This window comes from Ureibacillus manganicus DSM 26584, assembly GCF_000772945.1.
GTDB classification, from domain to species: Bacteria; Bacillota; Bacilli; order Bacillales_A; family Planococcaceae; genus Ureibacillus; species Ureibacillus manganicus.
Map to the genome: position 1 here is coordinate 133,801 of NZ_JPVN01000010.1, position 18,817 is coordinate 152,617.

Consider the following 18,817-nt stretch of genomic DNA (forward strand, 5'->3'; position numbering starts at 1 on the left):
CTACGCAGTATTTTTACTTTAACTCTACAACAGTTACTCCAAATCCACCTTCGCCAGCTTCCCCGTAACGATATGACTTGACCCTTTTGTTGCCTTTTAAGAACTGTTGAATACCTTGACGTAATGCGCCAGTTCCTTTTCCATGGATGATCGATACTCTATGATAATTTGCAAGTAATGCATCATCAATATATTTTTCTGTTTTTAAAATGGCATCTTCGTATCTTTCACCACGTAAATCTAATTCAAGTTTCACATGTGAATTCCGATTCTTAACATTAGCCATTGTGACTGTTTGTTTCTGTTTTTCCGGTTTTACATATTCAAGGTCAGATTCATCGAGTTTCATTTTCAATATTCCAATTTGAACTATCCACTCTTGATCAGCTACTTTTTCTATTAATGTCCCTTTTTGACCATAGCTAAGAACTTTTACTTCATCGCCTACTTGTAAAACTTGAGCTCGCTCTCTAATTTGTGCTTGTTTTTTCAGCACTGGATTTTCTATAGGCGACACATTATCTAATCGTTTTTTAGCGTCGATCAATTCGTGTTCTTTAACGATATGGCTTGCATTTTCTCGCATTTTTCGTAGCTCGTAAATTACCTTTTCAGCTTCTACTTTTGCATCGTCTACAATTTTTCGCGCTTTTTCTTTTGCTTTCTTCTCTAGACTTTCTTTTTTCTCATCATAGGCTTTAATTTTCGACTCAAGCTCACTGTGTAAAGCTTTAGCCTCTTCTAATAATGCATGAGCTTCTTCAGCTTCTCGTTCTGATCTGCGTCTTGACTCCTCTAGTGAAGCAATCATAGATTCAACTTCATGACGATCCGAACCAGTGAAAGATTTTGCTTGATTGATAATAGATTCGTTCAGCCCAAGTCTTTTTGAGATTTCAAAAGCGTTTGAGCGTCCAGGGACACCTATTAATAATCGATAAGTAGGGCTTAAAGTTTCAACATCAAATTCCACACTCGCATTTACAACACCTGGTCTGTTGTACCCATATGCTTTTAACTCTGGATAGTGGGTTGTTGCCATTACCCGCGCACCACGACCTACAGCCTCATCTAATATTGAAATGGCAAGGGCAGCACCTTCTTGAGGATCGGTACCTGCCCCAAGCTCATCAAATAATACAAGTGAACTTGCATCAAATTTACTTAAAATATCTACAATATTTACCATGTGTGATGAGAATGTGGAGAGAGATTGTTCAATCGATTGCTCATCTCCGATATCTGCAAAAAGCTGTTCAAAAACAGCAAGCTCCGAGCCATCTAGAGCTGGAATAGGTAACCCAGCTTGAGCCATTAACGTACAAAGCCCAACCGTTTTTAGTGTAACCGTCTTACCACCTGTGTTCGGTCCAGTGATTACGATTGCTGTAATATCTCGGCCAAATTCAATTGTATTTGGCACAGCCTCATCTCTAGAAATTAAAGGATGACGTGCACGAACTAATCGTATATAACCGTCTTGATTCATTTTTGGCTTAGTACATTTATTTACTTGTCCGTATTTAGCCTTAGCTAATATAACATCAATTTCCCCTAGTAAATGAACAACTACAAATATTTCATGACTTACTTCTTGTACTTTTAAAGAAAGATCCAATAAGATTTTTTCAATTTCTACTTGTTCTTTCACTTTTAAACGTTGGATCTCGTTGTTTAGCTGTACAATTGCTTCTGGTTCGATAAACAGAGTTTGACCAGAAGACGATTGATCGTGTACTATTCCTCCGTAATGGCCACGATATTCTTGTTTAACAGGTATTACGAAGCGCTCGTTACGGATAGTAACAATTGAGTCAGAAAGCATTTTCGCAGCATTCGCACCTCGCGTTAAACTTTCCAACTTAGCCCTTACTTTTGCTTCCTCAGATCTTAAGGACTGACGAATAGACCTAAGTGCAGAGCTCGCAGAATCCATCACAGTGCCATTATCATCAATACAGTCATTGATTTCGTGTTGTAAGGCAGTTAGAACTGGCATTTGTTCTTTTCGTTCAATAAAATGAGGAATTTCAATATCGTCTTCCTCTTGTATATCCTCTATGAAATTACGAAGAATTCTACTTGCTCTTATCGTGCTAGCAATTTCCATTAATTCAGTGCTGCTTAACATACCACCAATTTGTGCACGTTTTGCATGTGGACGCACATCAAAAATACCACCCATTGGTACATTTCCTTTTACACGTAAGATGGAAAGACCTTCGTCCATTTCTTCAAGTAGCTCTACGACTTTTTCAAAATCTGTTTCTGGAATCAGTTGCTCAATTTGCGCTTTACCTATTGAAGAAGTACAAAGTTTAGCAACTTGATCTATAATTTTGTTATATTCTAGTGTTTTCAATGCTCGTTTTGCGATCATTTGCGAACACTCTCCAATCTAATTCAAATTCGTGCACAATACTATACTTTACTTGTTTTTATATAAAAAGGTTTCAAAATCTTTTCTTGCCCATGTATTAACAACCAATTCTTTCTTCAACCAAGCTTTTTGTGCATAGTTTGTACCAAGTTTCATATATCGTAATTGTTCTATGGCATGGGCATCTGTATTTATCGCAATAGGAACATTATATTCCATGGCCATTTTTAAATGTTCTACACATAAGTCAAGTCGATAAGGACTTGCATTTAACTCCAAAATTTTACCATACTCTGCTGCCCATTCAATTAATTGCGGAACATCAGGGTTGTAGCCTTCACGTTCTCCAATAATCCGTCCTGTTGGATGTGCAATCATGTGAACATAAGGATTTTGAACAGCAGTTTGTAAACGTTTCATTATTTTGTCTTGTGATTGTGAAAAACTTGAGTGGATAGAAGCAATAACGAAATCCAGTTGTTTTAAAACTTCATCATCAAAATCTAGGGATCCATCAGGTAAAATATCCATCTCCGTCCCTGCATATAATCTAAATTCTGGATTTTCATCGTTGAACACATATATTTCTTGTCTTTGTCGTAAAAGACGTTCCGGTGTTAATCCGTTAGCTACCTTTAAATATTGAGAATGGTCTGTAATGACACCATGCGTATATCCCCGATCAATTAATGCTTCACCCATTTCTTGAATGGAGTGTGCACCATCTGACCAAGTGGTATGCATATGCAAATCAGATACTATATCATCAAGAGTTACTAAGTTTGGAATCTCTTCAAGTCGCTCTAACTCTTGTCCACTTTCACGTAACGTTGGTAGTATATATGGTAAATTAAAATGAGCATAAAATGCTTCTTCAGATTTGAACGTTTTTACTGTTCCATCAGGTTGTTCTACTCCATACTCACTAATCTTTTTATCTTGCTCTTTTGCTAGCTGTCTCATTTTCACATTATGATCTTTAGATCCTGTGAAGTGATTAAGGGTAGTAATGTATTCTTCATCACTGACAAGACGAAAATCAACATTAATTGCATCATCAAGATCTAGTACTACAGATACTTTTGTGTCACCATCTGCAACTACTTCTTTTATCACAAGATCCTTTAGGATTTTTTCCTTTACTAAATCCCGGTCATCAGTTGAGATTACGAAGTCTAAATCTTTACTCATTTCATTAACACGACGAAAACTTCCTGCAACTGAGAATTGTCTAATTTCATATATAGAACTTAATAAATCATTAATGTCTCTTACAATCATCTCTAGTTGCCAAATTGGGTGTCTTTCACTTCGTTCCCCAAGATGCTCAAGTTCTTTAAGAATTTTTTCTTCTGTTTTCTCACCAAAACCAGCAAGCTTTTGAACTTGCTTATTCTCACATGCAGTACGAAGGCTGTCTACACTATCAACTCCAAGTTCTTGATAGAGCTTCGCTAATTTTTTCCCACCAAGTCCTGGTAATTTCAGTAATGGTATTAATCCTTTTGGTGTGTTTTCTTCTAGCTCTTTAAGGACAGTAGATTGCCCAGTTTCCATTAATTCATGGATAACCGCCGCTGTTCCTTTACCAATTCCTTTAATCTTTGTTATATCATCCATTTCACTTAAACTTCTTTGATCTCCTTCAAGGGCAGCAGCTGCTTTACGGAATGCTGAAACTTTAAAAGGATTTTCACCTTGTAGTTCAAGATAGAGAGCAATTTTTTCTAATGTATTAATAACAATTTTTTTGTTCATTTTGTCCTCCTCGCACGTTTACTTTCTTCTATTTTAACCTTCTGCATTGAAAAAACTTCTCCCAAGACTTGAGAGAAGTAACAGTTATTCTAATTATTTTGTATAGATATACCACCAGTTTTGGAACATACTTGTAATAAGTGGTGTATGCTCGAGCATTAACCCTGTTATAAATGAGCCGCTTAGCAAGTTCTGTATAGGTGCTAATGGTAATAATGCCAAAACATAAAGTATAATAAAAGCAATTAAGTAAAATTCGATAAAACATAAGACTGCACCAAGTAAACGGTTCACAGATTTTAAAACAGGTAAATAAGTTAAAAAATCAAATATCGACGCAATTACTTGTAGAACTACTTTTGTAGCGAAGAAAATGATTGCAAAAGCAATAATTCTATAGAAAGTTTGGTCTACGTCAATCGCTTCAAGCATTAACGTCTTAGAAGTATCTTCACTTATTCCTGGATAAGGAATCCAAAGCACAAAATTGTCTGCTAGTGGTCTATAAAAAATGTAAGCGACTAATAATGAAACAAAGTAACTTACTAGATGGATTACTTGAACGACAAATCCTCTTTTTATACCAACCATTAGACTAGCAATAAATATTATAATTAATAGTAAATCTAGCATATCATTCAATCCTTTAGTTTTCTTAATTCATCTTCAAGCTTCTCAACTTCTATTTTTAGCTTTAGCATTTCGTTTACTGTGTTGACAGCCGTTAGTACCGCAAGCTTTCCACTATCCAAGGAAGGATTAAGAAGACTAATTTCACGCATCTTATCATCTACTATTGAAGCTACTAATCGCATATGTCCGGTAGATTCGGTCCCTACCATTTTATAAGTATGACCATATATTTCCACTGATATTCGATTTTTTTCTTGTTCTGCCAAAAGAGATACCTCCCACAAATCGTAAACGACAAAATACTTAGCAAATAATCAAATGCGCCTCGGCGCATTTGCGCCCAGATTTTTTCGAGCTTAGGCCAACAGGATGTTGGTCACTTAGACGTTGCCACAGGACGTGGCGTTGTTAGTCTAAGATCATCTACTAAACCTATTAAAAATCTGTGGCATCCGCCGGAGGCTTTAACTTCATTCAGTGGCGGATGAACCCTGCTAAATGGATGAACTCATTGCATTCGTCACACCACCTATAGAAGTTGGAGACTTATGCTGAATGAAGTTAAATTAGAGATATAATAACATTCTTAAATTGACATTATTTATATACTATTAGAATATTCTAGCAAAATTTCATAATACATATCATAACATCTTTGGAATACATAGCACAACTACTAAGAGGTTAGAAAACCAATGACATCAACATTTTAAACAATTATTAAAATACTAACTTTTTAATAACAATTGATTTATATGAAAGTAACAAATAATACTAAAAAATAACAGATTCAATATTGGAGTAATTTGTATAAATATTACTTGTCGAATGAACAAGCCCTAACATCCCTTTTATTACTAGACTTATCAGCAACCTACTAGGTATAGTTAATTTATTATTTCGAAAACATTCGAAAAATAGCATGAGTGAACTTCCATTTCGCATTAAAAAAATCGAATTAACATCGAAAGGAATTAATAGATGACAAATATAGTATTAAAACTGTCGTTGGATCAACTAAACAAAGTAAAGTCCAATTATGCAGCCAATAAAGTAGATCGAAATGCCCCTGGTGTAGTGTTTGCAGCTAAATTATCAGATGTTGCAATAACGGTTTATAACTCTGGAAAAGTTATGTTTCAAGGTGTTGGAGCAACACGGGAAGCAGCTAAATTTGGGGATGTTGTAGAGAGTAAAGTAGATAGTAAAATTTCAAATCAAACCATTAAAACAAAAGGTGACAAATTACCTGAAGACTTTGCACAAATGTCAGTTCTCGGTTCAGATGAGACTGGGACAGGAGATTATTTTGGACCTGTGACAGTGGCTGCAGTTTATGTCCCAAGTAATAAAATCAAGTTGATCCAAGAACTCGGAGTAAAAGACTCAAAAATGCTTACTGATGCGAAAATGATCGAAATGGCACCTGACATTATGGCTGCTTGCACATACAGTATATTGACATTAAAAAATGAGAAATATAATGAAATCCAAGGAAAAGGTTATTCCCAAGGGAAAATTAAAGCGATGCTTCATAATCAGGCGCTTAAACATGTGTTAAATAAAATTGCTCCAGAAAAGCCAGACTATATCTTAATCGACCAATTTGCTGAAAGGGATACTTACTATAAGCATATACAGAAACAAAAAGAAATTGTTCGTGAAAAGGTTCTTTTTTCTACAAAAGCAGAACAATTACATGTTGCAGTTGCTGCAGCCTCCATCTTAGCAAGATATGCCTTTTTAACAGAAATGGAGAAACTAAGTAAAAAGTGCGGAATGGATTTACAAAAAGGTGCGAGTGGTATAGTAGATAAAATGGCCGCACAAATATGGATGAAGCATGGAGAAGATTTTTTACGTTCCATCTCAAAATGGCACTTTGCCAATACTGAAAAGGCAAGAGTTCTTGTAAATAAAAAAAGAGGATAGAAATGAGGAAAAGGCTATATTGAAATTTGTTTTCAATATAGCCTTTTTATTATAAGTTATACTTTTTGTTTTGATTTTGGTTTTGTTGATGTTTTGTGTTCGTACTTCCGCTTTCCATCTCTTTAAATTCTTTTTTGTAAGTTACTTCCTGCATTTTAGTTAAGCCATTATCATTGGTTATTAACTGTTCATGGGGCTGTTTCCCTTTCATTTCTTACACTCCTTTCATGTTATAAGTTTAGTTTTGCCTGTTATGCAAATGATATGTAACCATTTATTAAAATCATTTACCTACTAAATGAAGTTAAAAAAACGGAAACTACATTAACTGTAGTTCCCGTAAGTTTAAATCAATATTATTTTTTGATGAACATTTGCGTCCAAATGTTACCATTTGAAACATAACCTACACCCATATGAGTAAAGTTAGAACTCATGATGTTTGCACGGTGACCAGAACTATTCATCCACGCATTTACTACTTCTTGTGGTGATCTTTGGCCTTTTGCAATATTTTCACCCGCAGCTTTATAGTTAATACCGTAAGCTTTCATCATATCAAATGGTGATCCATAAGTTGGGCTTGTATGGCTGAAATAACCTTTTTGAGCCATGTCTTCTGATTTATCTTCAGCAACTCTTGCAAGCTCCCAATCATTTTTCAATGCTGGAAGACCAGCTTTTGCACGCTCTACGTTTACTAAACGAAGTACTTCTTGTTCATATGCAACGCCTTCTTGAGTAGGAACGTTAATTTGTTGACCTGGGTAAATTAAATTAGGATTTTTTAATTGTGAATTTGCATTTATTAATTCTTGTACACCTGTTTGTGTTTTCACTGCAATTTTCCATAAAGAATCGCCTGATACTACTGTATATGTTGAACCTGCCGCAAATGCAGATACTGGAATCAATAATGAAAGTGATAGAACTGATGCTACTACACCTTTTTTCAAGTTTTTAAACATCTAATCAATCCTTCCTGTTTGGTATGACTCTATGATAATAGCAATCTAGTACTATTTCATTGCAAAAATTATGGTAGGATTGTTTCATAACTGTTACAAAAGTTTCAATTCACAAGATGATACTAGCCGCGCCAACGGTTTGTAATTATTCGTTTTTGTAATATTACTCATAAATATTATAAAAATATTTTTTTGGATTTCATAAATCTATGTTAAAATTCCATATCTTATTAATAAAAATTCCAAAAAAAGAGAGAAAGCAAGTTTTTATGCCTTCTCTCATACTATTTACATACAAATATTACAGCCGTGTTATTTAATAATCTTACTTATCGCTTTAAACTCATCGCCCTTAGCAATTTGTTGCATTTCAAACAAAGCCATTTCCACTGTCGTTAACTTTGCTCCGAGTTGTTTCATTTTTTCAAGTCCAACTTCACTATTAAATGCTGTTCTTGAAGAAACGCAATCAGCCAACACTTCTACTTCATAACCATTTGCAAGCAAGTGTGCAGCTGTTTGATAAACACAAATGTGCGTTTCAATTCCTGCTAGCAACACTGTTTTACGCCCAGTTGCCTCCAACTGCTCGACAAACACCGGTGTTTCATATCCACTAAATGTAATTTTTTCAATTGGTTTTTGATCTGGTAATAGTTGAGCAATTTCTTCTACAGTTGGTCCAAGTCCCTTTGGATATTGTTCCAGCCAAAGAATTGGTAAATTCAATACTTTTGCTCCTTGCACAACATTTGAAATACTTTGAATTACGAACTCACTGTTTTCTGCGATTCTTGCCAGTTTCCCCTGAATGTCAACTAATACTAAAACTGTATCTTCTTTGTGTAACATCTTCATTTCCCCCTTTGTTAAAAACATCTATTACTCTTATATTATATATGGAAATATATATAAATGAAATTCATCGATTTTAGAAACTTAAATAGTAGTGAAGCTATCATTCACTAATGTAATACTTCAAATGATCGCACCCACACTGTGCAATATATTATAATATGTTTTAGAAAGGATGATTATTTTGCTTCGTCTTAGTTGGTTAATTAGTTTAGGTATCTCATTACTAGGTACTTTAATAGTAGGTAATTTGTACATACAATCAGATGATAATGCGAAAAGCTTCGGCTTTATTGGGATGGTGCTGCTAATTCCCTTTTTATTACTCAGTTTATTTATTACGTTCCGTTTTTTTCTTGTCGCGTCTCGTAATGCAGATGATAGACTAATGCGTTTATTTTCTTTTGTTGTAGGGGTCGTTTTAATAGGGGTACTAATTTATTTTATTATTGATTATAAAAATGATGCGCTATCGGATATTGGTTTACCTATGTTAGATCAGCAAACCTATTCGATTTACTTTAACTTTTATACATTTGCCCTTATCCATTCGATTAGTGGTTTTGTTGGAGGGTTGGTTGGGCTTGGTAAAAAAGAGAGTCAGGTAGAAGGTTGATTTTTTAGATTTTAACTAGTTTTTTAGTTGGCTTTGTTTTCGAGATACGGACTCGGGGACATTTTTATCAAAAAATCATGAATTTTGTCCTCGAGCGGTCTCGAGGACATTTTTTTCAAAAAGTCATGTATCTTGTCCTCGAGAGGCGATCTCGGGAACATTTTTTTCAATTAATCATGAATTTTGTCCTCGAGAGGCGGTCTCGAGGACATTTTTTTCAAAAAGTCATGTATCTTGTCCTCGAGAGGCGGTCTCGAGGACATTTTTTTCAAAAAGTCATGTATCTTGTCCTCGACATGCGGTCTCGAGGACATACTTTTCAAAGAATCCCTAAATTTGTCCTTGAGAAGTGATTCAGTCAAAAGAAACTTATCAACTAGCTAAAAAAAGATGACCCAATTTCACTTGGGTCATCCTCATAAATATAACGATTATCTTACTTCTGCGCCAGACTCAGCTAACGCTTTTAAGACTTTATTGTGTGCGTTTGTTACTTCTTCGTCAGTTAACGTACGTTCTGGATCGAAGTAAGTTAATGAGAAGGCAACAGATTTTTTACCTGCCTCTATTTTCTCACCTTCGTAGACGTCGAATACTTTCACTTCTTTTAATAACTTAGCTCCTGCGCCGCGAATAACACGTTCGATTTCACCTGCTGCTTTTGAACGGTCAAGTTCTAATGCAATATCACGAGAAATCTCTGGGAAGCGAGGTACTGGTGAATATACTAGAGCTTCAGTTGTCGCATTAATAATTGCATACAAATTCAACTCAGCTACATACGTTTCTTTTAAATCAGCTTTCTTACGTTCTGTCGGATGTAGGCCACCGATTACTCCAACCTTTTCACCATCTAAAAGAACAGTTGCTGTCTGTCCAGGATGAAGTCCGTCAACCGAACCTTTTTCAAATGATACACGATCAGATAAACCTAATTTATCAAATAACGCTACGACAATTCCTTTTGCAACAAAGAAATCTACATTACGTTTTTCACCCTGCCATGCGTTGTCTACCCATTTACCCGTTAGTACAATCGCTAAATGTTCTTCTTCATATGGAAGTTCTTCCGAAGTCTTACCTAGGAATACTGAACCTACTTCATACAATGCAACAGAATCTGCTTTACGAGCAACGTTATAGCTTGCTGCTTCGATTAAATGAGGAATAAGACTTTGACGTAAAGTCGTACGTTCTTCACTCATTGGCATTAATAATTTCGTAGTATCTTCTACTTTTAAAGCGAATTTTTGCGCTAATTCATCAGAAGTTAATGAATAAGTAACTGCTTGTAATAAGCCAGCACCTTCCATTACGTTACGAACTACACGACGTTTCGCTTGATAAGGTGTTAAACCTCCAACATTCCCCATTCCTTCAGGCAATGTCATTGGGATTTCGTCATATCCATATAGACGAGCAATTTCTTCGACAATATCTTCTTCAATATTAATATCTTGGCGTCTTGTTGGAGCATCGATGATTAATAAACCATTCGCAGCTTCAACATCAAACTGTAAACGATGTAAAATCGAAAGCATTTCTTCTAAAGAAATTTTCATACCCAGTCTTGCATTAATGAAATCCGGTGATACGACTACGCGAGTTGGCGTTTTATCCAATTGATCAACCAATACAGTTCCTTGTAGTACTTCTCCACCAGCAAGATCTGAAAGCAATTGAGCAGCTCTTTCTGCAGCTAGTAGAACACGGTTAGGATCGACACCTTTTTCAAAACGAGCAGATGAATCAGAGCGTAATCCTAATTCTTTTGAAGTACGGCGAACCGAGAACCCATCAAAATAAGCTGCTTCTATCACGACTGTTGTTGTATCACTAGTAACTTCTGAGTTTGCCCCACCCATTACACCAGCAACTGCAACTGGCTCTTTACCATTTGTAATAACAAGGTTGTGAGAATTTAAAGTACGTTCTTGATTATCTAATGTAACAATCTTCTCGCCTTCGTTTGCTAAACGTACAACGATTTCGTTTGAATTTAATGAATTATAGTCAAACGCATGTAATGGTTGGCCATATTCCATTAGAATGTAGTTCGTAATATCGACTACATTGTTGTGTGGACGAATTCCAGCAGCCATTAAATAGTGTTGTAACCAAAGTGGTGATTCAGCAATTTTCACATTTTTAACTACCTTAGCAGCATAAAGTGGATTCAAATCAGATGCTGCAGTACTTACTTTAATATAGCTTTCAGCACTTTCAGCAGTAGTTGGATAATTAATTTCTGGCAATTTTACTTCATCGGATAAAATCGCTGCTACCTCGTATGCAACACCTAACATTGATAATGCATCTGAACGGTTTGGTGTTAAACCAAGCTCAAGTACGATATCTCTTAATCCTACTAATTCTAGTGCATCACTTCCTGGAACTGCATCTTCAGGTAAAACATAAATTCCATCAGCGTATGCTTTTGGCACTGTACGGCCTTCAACACCTAATTCTTGTAGGGAACAAATCATTCCGTTAGATTCTACACCGCGCATTTTTGCCTTTTTAATTTTCACTCCGCCAGGTAAACGTGCACCTGGTAACGCAACAATTACTTTTTGACCTGCAGCAACATTTGGTGCTCCACAGATAATTTGACGGACATCACCAACACCTACTTCAACTTGGCAAACGTTTAACTTATCTGCATCTGGATGTTTTTCTTTTGAAACAACGTGACCTACAACAACATTAGTCATTCCTTGAGAACGATCAATGACTGCGTCTACTTCAATACCCGAACGAGTAATTTTTTCAGCTAATTCTGCTGGCTCTATTCCATCTATATTTACATATTGTTTTAACCAATTTAATGATACTAACATTTTTTGCGCCTCCTTACCCTTCTGTTCGGTGGAATTGAGATATGAATCGAGCGTCATTTGTATAGAAATGACGAATATCTTCTACACCGTATTTCAACATGGCGATACGTTCTGCACCAATACCAAATGCAAATCCTGAATATTTCTTTGAATCGTAGCCACCCATTTCAAGAACATTTGGATGTACCATACCTGCACCTAAAATTTCAATCCAGCCTGTATGTTTACAAACGTTACATCCTGAGCCTCCACATTTGAAACAAGAAATATCCATTTCAACAGATGGTTCGGTGAATGGGAAAAAGCTTGGGCGTAAACGGATTTCACGGTCAGAGCCAAACATTTTTTTCGCCATTGTATCAAGTGTTCCTTTAAGGTCACTCATACGGATATTTTCACCAACGACTAATCCTTCTACTTGCATAAATTGGTGTGAGTGTGTCGCATCGTCATTATCACGACGGAATACTTTACCTGGACAAATAATGCGGAATGGTTCACCTTTTTTCTCAAGCATTGTACGTGCTTGAACAGGTGAAGTATGTGTACGAAGCAAAGTTTCTTCTGTTATATAGAATGTATCTTGCATGTCACGAGCTGGGTGACCTTTAGGTAAGTTTAAAGCTTCAAAGTTATAGTAATCTTTTTCAACTTCGGGACCTTCTGCAATTTCATAACCCATACCCAAGAATAAGTCTTCAATTTCCTCGATTACGCGTGTTAAAGGATGACGGTTTCCTACACGAACAGGTCGACCAGGTAATGTCACGTCGATTGATTCTTTTTCTAATTGTTCTAATATTGCTTGTTCTTCCAGTACAGCAACCTTTGCTTCTAGTTGTTCAGTTACGTGTTCACGTACTGTGTTAACGAGAGCTCCCATTTTGGGACGTTCTTCTGGAGATAACTTCCCCATACCTTTTAATAAATCTGTAATTGGTCCTTTTTTACCTAAATAAGCAACACGAACTTCATTTAACTCTTTCAAGTTCGATGCAGCTTCAATTTTCGCTAGAGCTTCTTGCTCTAATTGCTTTAATTGTTGTTCCATCTTTTATTTGACCTCCTTAATTTTTGTGACTGTGTTCACTTGAAGTGTTGGATGGGTTTGAGTGAGTTAGGTCGTTTGTGATCGATCTGTTTTGTGACAGAATGGATCTACTTTGTGGCATTATCGACCTACTTTGTGTCTGAATCGACCTATTTCTGGCTTAGTGATCCACATTGTGACAGATTCGACCTACTTTGTGTCAGAATTGCCCCACTTTATGGCGGAATCGCCCTACTTTCCCTAAACCAAAAACAAAATAAAAAACCTCGCCCCAAAAAGGGACGAGGAATATTCGCGGTACCACCCTAGTTAATGCAAAAATTGCAATCACTTCATTTACATAACGACTTTTCTGCCGGCCTTCCTTTACAGCAAAACGCTGGTCCCGGAAGCTGCTTGCGAGGTGAACTTCAATAGTTAAATCTGTTATGTAAGCTTCCAGTCTATGGCTTACAATCCCTGAGAACATTTAAATATTTACTCTTCTCGCTCAAACGCATTTTTAGTATAGTATTAAAAATAGTCTGAACATATTTTACGATATATTATTCATCGTTTCAAGTAGTTGCTCCATTAACGACGCATATTTACAATAATTTTGCCAAATTTACATTAGAATTGAAATACAATCCGCAAGCCAATATACCTTAGTGAGCTTTAATAGATTCTGCAAGTTTCATTAAATAATACTGTTCTTCCCTTGCCATATGGTCTGCCATCGGAGCAGTAAACGTTCCAAGCACTTCTGCACTTAACTCCATTTCTTCTAACTCTTGTAAAAAAGTTTTAAATAACGCCATTTCTAATTCCACTTCATGATTAAATCTCCTGAGTGCAGGAAATGTTCTTATATTTGTTCTTAAATACCCTGTTAACTCAACTGCTTTTAAATAAAATTGTTCAAAGTGTTTCGTAAATTCATGACTTTTATTCTTCAATCTTTTTTCTACTCCGTCTAATTGGTCATTAATTGCTCCTGAATGGCCGGCTGCGTCAACTAACCAGACTAAATGATGATGTAATTCATGGAAAATTGGTGGGGTTTTCTTTTGTTTTAGGTAAGAGAGTACACGAAGATATTCTTCTAATTCGTTAACCATATGGTTTATAAAAGTGGGTGTAAGATGGATATTCATTTGACCTGTTATATGACGTTCTATGAGGGAAAGTTTAAATTCTCTTAGTGTATTGGCTGCTTGTTCACAAGCGTTAGCAAATACAACTGCATTTGCATCATTTAATGATTTTACTTGAGAAAGTAACTGATCAAAAAGTTGAATAAATGAATTTGCTTGTGCAATATCTGCTTTCTCAGAAGGATAGAGGGAATCATGGATAAATCTCGAATGATCTCCAAGTACATGAAGCCAAAACTGATGTTCAAACATAGCACTCTTTAAATAATTCGACAAGCTGTCAACATCCCCTTTTTGTTCACTTCGTACCAAATATATGTATTAATTTATTGAACTATTCTTTTTCACAAATAAAGAAAAAACCAAATCAGATGAAGAACTGTTAATGGATTGGTTGTCCAATGTACCTAGCGCTTCATGATTTGGTTTTCCGATTATTTTATTTTTTTACAAGCTGATAAAGAAGTATTCCTGTAGCAACGGCCACATTTAACGATTCAGCTTGTCCAAAAATTGGGATTATAAGATTCTGGTTTGTTTTATCTAAGAGCTGAGGATGTATTCCGCTACCTTCATTTCCAAGGATCACAGCAAATTCATCTGAACTTTTTACTTCAGTATATGGGATAGCGTTTTCTAAAGCTGTTCCATATACAGGAATGTCTTGTTCTTGTAAGGATTCAATCCATTCTAGAAGATCACCACGAACTACTGGAATATGGAAGTGAGAACCTTGAGCAGAACGAACTGTTTTCGGGTTAAATGCATCTACACTACCCTTTCCTAAAATAACAGCATCAAGCCCTGCAGCATCCGCTGTACGTATCATTGTTCCAATATTTCCTGGATCTTGAACTGCATCGATGAGTAAAACCTTTTTCCAGTTGTGCTTTTCTTCCTCAGAAACCGCACGTTGTTTGCAATGTGCAAATACACCTTGTGAGTTTTCTGTTTCGGCGATTTCTCTTGCTACTGCATCTGTTACTTCTATCATCGTGACTTCATCAATTGACCATAAAAGTGGCAAATCCACTCCTTCACGAACGATTATCTGAATAATTTGGTCTTTATTTTTTAATGCTTCTTCCACTAAATGAAAGCCTTCTATTAAATATTCACCAGTTTTTTCTCGCTCTTTGCGCATTGTTACAAGTTTCTTCCAATGCTTCACTAAAGAATTTTGTGTTGATTCAATTCGTTTCATTGCTATATCCGCCTTTATAATCTTTATTATTGCTACATTTTACACGATACTTGGTTTGCAGTACAAATTACTTTCATTTTTTCTCTTATTTTTATGAAATTCAATTCACATATATTGCGAAAAAAAGAAAAACTCCCTCGAAGGGAGTTTATCCACTATGTAATTATCTTCCTTTTGAGCTGAAAAATACACCTGCTGCTAAACCTACAAAAGAGATTAACATTACATACATTCCAGTAGATGCAGCATTAACTGTTACACCAAAGAATGTTTCTGTTTTTGACATGATAAATAGGATTACACCTAAAATACCAATTAAAGAAAGTACATAGCCACCAATCTTATTAACTGGTTTGCCTTGATAAGTACTGATTAATGGATAAATGAAAATAAGAAGGAATAACCATCCTTGTTGTTGGAATCCATCCACACTTACGATACCTAGATCAACCCATTTTAAAAATAAAGATATAATTGCTAATAAGAATGAGCCAATAATTACTTTTTTACTTAATGACCAGTTTGCCATTTATATCACCTCAAGATTCTTTATCGGCAAAAAGTACTATCATTTAATAGTTTTTAAGGAAATTTTTTAAAAATCGAACTATTTTTTCAAGAAACATCCTTACTTTTATCCTATTTAAAATTTACTATTTTTCTAGATTCTTGTGACACGAAAATTACATCACCTAGATATGACTAATGTATATTTCGTTTTTTGAAAGTTCCGCCCTTAACTTCTGCAGCCTCATAGACTATGACAAAAGAAGTAGGATCAATGTCGCGGATAATTTCTTTCATTTTACTATCTTCTAAGCGGTTAATGACACAAGTAACCTCAATCGATTTTTCCTTTGAGTATCCACCATAGACTTCTCTATAAGTAGCTGTTCTTCCTAATCGGTCGCGAATTGTTTCGACCATTTCTTCAGGTTCTTTCGTAATAATATGAAATGTTTTCGAACCACTTAAACCTTCCTCAACGATTGTAACAACTTTGGAAGCAATATAGTAAGCTATCCCAGATAGTAAAGCACCTTTTAGTCCAAATACAGTTGAAACAATAATGAAAACAAATACGTTAAGGAAAAGTATTAGATCACTAGTTCCAAAAGGAAGCTTTCTCGAAAGTAGTACCGCTAACATATCAATTCCATCTAACGCACCACCATTTCGTAGTGCTAATCCCATACCAAAGCCTAAGATAATTCCTCCAACTACAGTAATTAATAATGTATCAGCATGAATGATTGTAGGTACATGGTGCATAAGGCTTGTTCCAATTGATAAAGAAGCAATCCCGAGTACAGATAATATTGCAAAAGATTTACCGATTTGTTTATAGCCTAAAAAGATAAATGGTAAATTCAAAATTGCAATTAGTATACCTAAAGGAATATCAAATAATTGAGATCCAACGATACTAATCCCTGTCACTCCACCATCAGATACAAAATTTGGTATCAGTACTGATTCTAATCCATAAGCTGCAATAAGCCCCCCAATAATTACCATAATTGCTCTTACAACAAACATAAGTTTATTGGGTTTATGTTGTACATTTCCCATCAAAAAACCTCGATTCAAAAAAGTGTGTAATTAATTATATAAAAGGATTACTAAGTCAGTAAAATCAAAAGTAGTGTTTTTACAAGATTTTGTAATAAAACCTACAATATACAATACTTTATTTCTTAATTATGTATAGAATTATTTTTTTGAAGCAAAATACTCATCGAGGAGGAGATTGTTATGAGTTTTATGATTAGAGAAGCAATTACACAAAATGTAATTGGTGATAGTGCAACTGAATTTAAAGACACTGTAGAAGATGCAATTTCTCGTGGAGATGAGCATTTACTACCTGGGCTTGGGGTTTTCTTAGAAAAATGGTGGCAAAATTCAAGCGCATCTGAACAGGAAGCTTTTACAGAAAAACTGTCTCAAGCTTTTAAAAATTAATACCTTTAGATGAAAGTGGACAAAGACGAGACGTTTTGTTCACTTTTTAATTTGGTCAAAATAATAAAAGACAATCTAGCGTCCCCCAGATTGTCTCCTCTTATGTAGCGATGTTTCATTCCATCTTGAATTCCACATCACTATTAATTATTAAATTATGCTAGTAGTGATACAAGAACCGCTTTTTGTGCATGAAGTCTGTTTTCAGCCTGTTCGAAAACAAATGAATTAGGGCCATCAATAACTGATGTAGCTACTTCTTCTTCTCTGTGAGCTGGTAAACAGTGTAAGAACATATAATTTGGTTTTGCATATTTTACTAATTCATCATTAATTTGATAGTCTTTAAAGTCTATTAAGCGTTTTTTAGATTCTTCTTCTTGACCCATTGAAGTCCATACATCAGTATAAATTACATCAGCATTCATAGCTGCTTCAACTGGATCATTTGTAACTGCAACGATACTTCCATTTACTTTTGCAATTTCAATTGCTTTTGCAATAATTTCAGGGTTACATTCATAACCAGGAGGTGTTGCAACTACAATATCCATTCCTACGTGTGCTGCTGCAATTATTAACGAATGGGCTACGTTATTTCCGTCTCCAACATATCCAATTTTTAAACCTTTTAAAGCACCTTTGTTTTCTGCAATTGTTTCAAGATCCGCTAATGCTTGACATGGATGGAAAATATCAGTTAACCCGTTGATTACTGGAATTGTTGCATGTTCTGCAAGTTCCTTCACCATCACATGAGAATTCGCACGAATCATAATACCATCTAAATAGCCCGATAACACTTTTCCAGTATCAGAGATCGGTTCCCCACGGCCAATTTGTAAATCACGTGAGTGCATGAACATTGCCTTACCACCCAGTTGATTCATCCCTACTTCAAATGAAATACGAGTACGTGTAGAATGTTTTTCGAAGATCATTCCAAGCGTTTTGCCTTCAAGTAATGTTGGGCATTTGCCCGCTTTTGTCATTGCTTTTAGTTGAGTAGCTAATTTAATTAAATCTTGAACTTCTTCACTTGTATAATCAAGCAACGTCAATAAGTCTTTTCCTTTTAAACTAGAAACTAATTTTAGTTGCACCTCTTCTAACAATTTCATGCTGTAACCGCTCCTTATTGGTAAGATGTAATTCATTATACATTTGCATATTTATAAAATCAAGTGCATTTTTATTATATTTTTCAATTTAACAAAAATGATAAATATTCATTAAAAACAAAGAATTATTAAGAATAAATTAAATATCTTCAGAATATTAATAAGTATTTGTCTATAAAAATTCACATTGAAATTGATTACTTTCGAATGATTATTCACCAAAATGAAACGTTGACCAGCGAATTTTTAGAGGTACCCGGCTTTTGATTGATACAAGAAGATGTAAAATATTGTCTAGTAACTTTCCCGAAAAAAATAGAGTAGGGTGACCATTTTCATGGCCACCCCCTCATCAAAC

17 protein-coding genes and 1 other annotated feature are annotated in these 18,817 nt (G+C 35.3%); of the genes, 3 read left to right on the top strand and 14 right to left on the bottom strand.

The window, feature by feature from the left end; all coding sequences use genetic code 11:
- Window positions 1–13: 13 nt before the first annotated feature.
- The 4 genes from CD29_RS09895 to zapA form a co-directional block, all read right to left on the bottom strand.
- Entirely contained in the window at window positions 14–2,380 is a 2,367-nt protein-coding gene (locus CD29_RS09895; RefSeq protein ID WP_036186033.1) for an endonuclease MutS2, read from the bottom strand.
- 48 nt (window positions 2,381–2,428) lie between these two features.
- A complete protein-coding gene (polX, locus tag CD29_RS09900) occupies window positions 2,429–4,138 on the bottom strand; it encodes a DNA polymerase/3'-5' exonuclease PolX (RefSeq protein ID WP_036186036.1) in 1,710 nt (569 codons plus the stop codon).
- Between the two features lie 93 nt (window positions 4,139–4,231).
- Window positions 4,232–4,771 carry a CvpA family protein gene (locus tag CD29_RS09905; RefSeq protein WP_036186039.1) on the bottom strand — a complete coding sequence of 180 codons (540 nt, stop codon included), beginning with the start codon at window positions 4,769–4,771 and terminating at the stop codon, window positions 4,232–4,234.
- 5 nt (window positions 4,772–4,776) lie between these two features.
- Window positions 4,777–5,037 carry a cell division protein ZapA gene (gene zapA / locus CD29_RS09910; protein ID WP_036186042.1) on the bottom strand — a complete coding sequence of 87 codons (261 nt, stop codon included), beginning with the start codon at window positions 5,035–5,037 and terminating at the stop codon, window positions 4,777–4,779.
- Window positions 5,038–5,752: 715 nt separating this feature from the next.
- Here zapA and rnhC point away from each other — a divergent pair.
- The gene (gene rnhC / locus CD29_RS09915; protein WP_036186044.1) at window positions 5,753–6,703 is read left to right on the top strand and encodes a ribonuclease HIII; all 951 of its coding nucleotides are present in this window, start codon (window positions 5,753–5,755) and stop codon (window positions 6,701–6,703) included.
- Window positions 6,704–6,752: 49 nt separating this feature from the next.
- Here rnhC and CD29_RS20260 read toward each other — a convergent pair whose 3' ends face one another.
- From CD29_RS20260 to CD29_RS09925, 3 genes are all read right to left on the bottom strand, one after another.
- Window positions 6,753–6,914, bottom strand: a complete 162-nt coding sequence (locus CD29_RS20260; RefSeq protein WP_156111886.1) for a hypothetical protein — start codon at window positions 6,912–6,914, stop codon at window positions 6,753–6,755.
- Between the two features lie 145 nt (window positions 6,915–7,059).
- The gene (safA, locus tag CD29_RS09920) at window positions 7,060–7,671 is read right to left on the bottom strand and encodes a SafA/ExsA family spore coat assembly protein (protein WP_036186046.1); all 612 of its coding nucleotides are present in this window, start codon (window positions 7,669–7,671) and stop codon (window positions 7,060–7,062) included.
- Between the two features lie 312 nt (window positions 7,672–7,983).
- Complete coding sequence (locus CD29_RS09925) at window positions 7,984–8,523, bottom strand: hydrolase (protein WP_036186048.1); 540 nt, start codon at window positions 8,521–8,523, stop codon at window positions 7,984–7,986.
- A 187-nt stretch (window positions 8,524–8,710) separates the two neighbouring features.
- On the opposite strand from CD29_RS09925, the gene CD29_RS09930 reads away from it, so the two are divergent.
- Window positions 8,711–9,142 carry a hypothetical protein gene (locus tag CD29_RS09930; protein WP_036186051.1) on the top strand — a complete coding sequence of 144 codons (432 nt, stop codon included), beginning with the start codon at window positions 8,711–8,713 and terminating at the stop codon, window positions 9,140–9,142.
- 431 nt (window positions 9,143–9,573) lie between these two features.
- On the opposite strand, the gene pheT is transcribed toward CD29_RS09930, so the two are convergent.
- From pheT to CD29_RS09965, 6 genes are all read right to left on the bottom strand, one after another.
- Window positions 9,574–11,982 carry a phenylalanine--tRNA ligase subunit beta gene (pheT, locus tag CD29_RS09935; protein ID WP_036186053.1) on the bottom strand — a complete coding sequence of 803 codons (2,409 nt, stop codon included), beginning with the start codon at window positions 11,980–11,982 and terminating at the stop codon, window positions 9,574–9,576.
- Window positions 11,983–11,995: 13 nt separating this feature from the next.
- Window positions 11,996–13,033 carry a phenylalanine--tRNA ligase subunit alpha gene (gene pheS, locus CD29_RS09940; RefSeq protein ID WP_036186055.1) on the bottom strand — a complete coding sequence of 346 codons (1,038 nt, stop codon included), beginning with the start codon at window positions 13,031–13,033 and terminating at the stop codon, window positions 11,996–11,998.
- A gap of 274 nt (window positions 13,034–13,307) precedes the next feature.
- Window positions 13,308–13,537: a binding site (T-box leader), on the bottom strand.
- Between the two features lie 143 nt (window positions 13,538–13,680).
- Window positions 13,681–14,445 (bottom strand): DUF2935 domain-containing protein, encoded by a 765-nt coding sequence (locus CD29_RS09950; protein WP_036186060.1) that lies wholly within the window; start codon window positions 14,443–14,445, stop codon window positions 13,681–13,683.
- 163 nt (window positions 14,446–14,608) lie between these two features.
- Window positions 14,609–15,373, bottom strand: a complete 765-nt coding sequence (locus tag CD29_RS09955; protein WP_036186063.1) for a TrmH family RNA methyltransferase — start codon at window positions 15,371–15,373, stop codon at window positions 14,609–14,611.
- A 163-nt stretch (window positions 15,374–15,536) separates the two neighbouring features.
- Window positions 15,537–15,902 (bottom strand): hypothetical protein, encoded by a 366-nt coding sequence (locus CD29_RS09960; RefSeq protein WP_036186065.1) that lies wholly within the window; start codon window positions 15,900–15,902, stop codon window positions 15,537–15,539.
- A gap of 173 nt (window positions 15,903–16,075) precedes the next feature.
- A complete protein-coding gene (locus CD29_RS09965; protein ID WP_036186067.1) occupies window positions 16,076–16,945 on the bottom strand; it encodes a YitT family protein in 870 nt (289 codons plus the stop codon).
- A gap of 183 nt (window positions 16,946–17,128) precedes the next feature.
- On the opposite strand from CD29_RS09965, the gene sspI reads away from it, so the two are divergent.
- On the top strand, window positions 17,129–17,338 hold the full coding sequence (gene sspI / locus CD29_RS09970; protein WP_036186069.1) for a small acid-soluble spore protein SspI: 210 nt from the start codon (window positions 17,129–17,131) through the stop codon (window positions 17,336–17,338).
- Window positions 17,339–17,493: 155 nt separating this feature from the next.
- Here sspI and argF read toward each other — a convergent pair whose 3' ends face one another.
- Window positions 17,494–18,459, bottom strand: coding sequence for an ornithine carbamoyltransferase (argF, locus tag CD29_RS09975; protein WP_036186071.1), 966 nt, complete (start codon window positions 18,457–18,459; stop codon window positions 17,494–17,496).
- Between the last annotated feature and the right edge of the window lie 358 nt (window positions 18,460–18,817).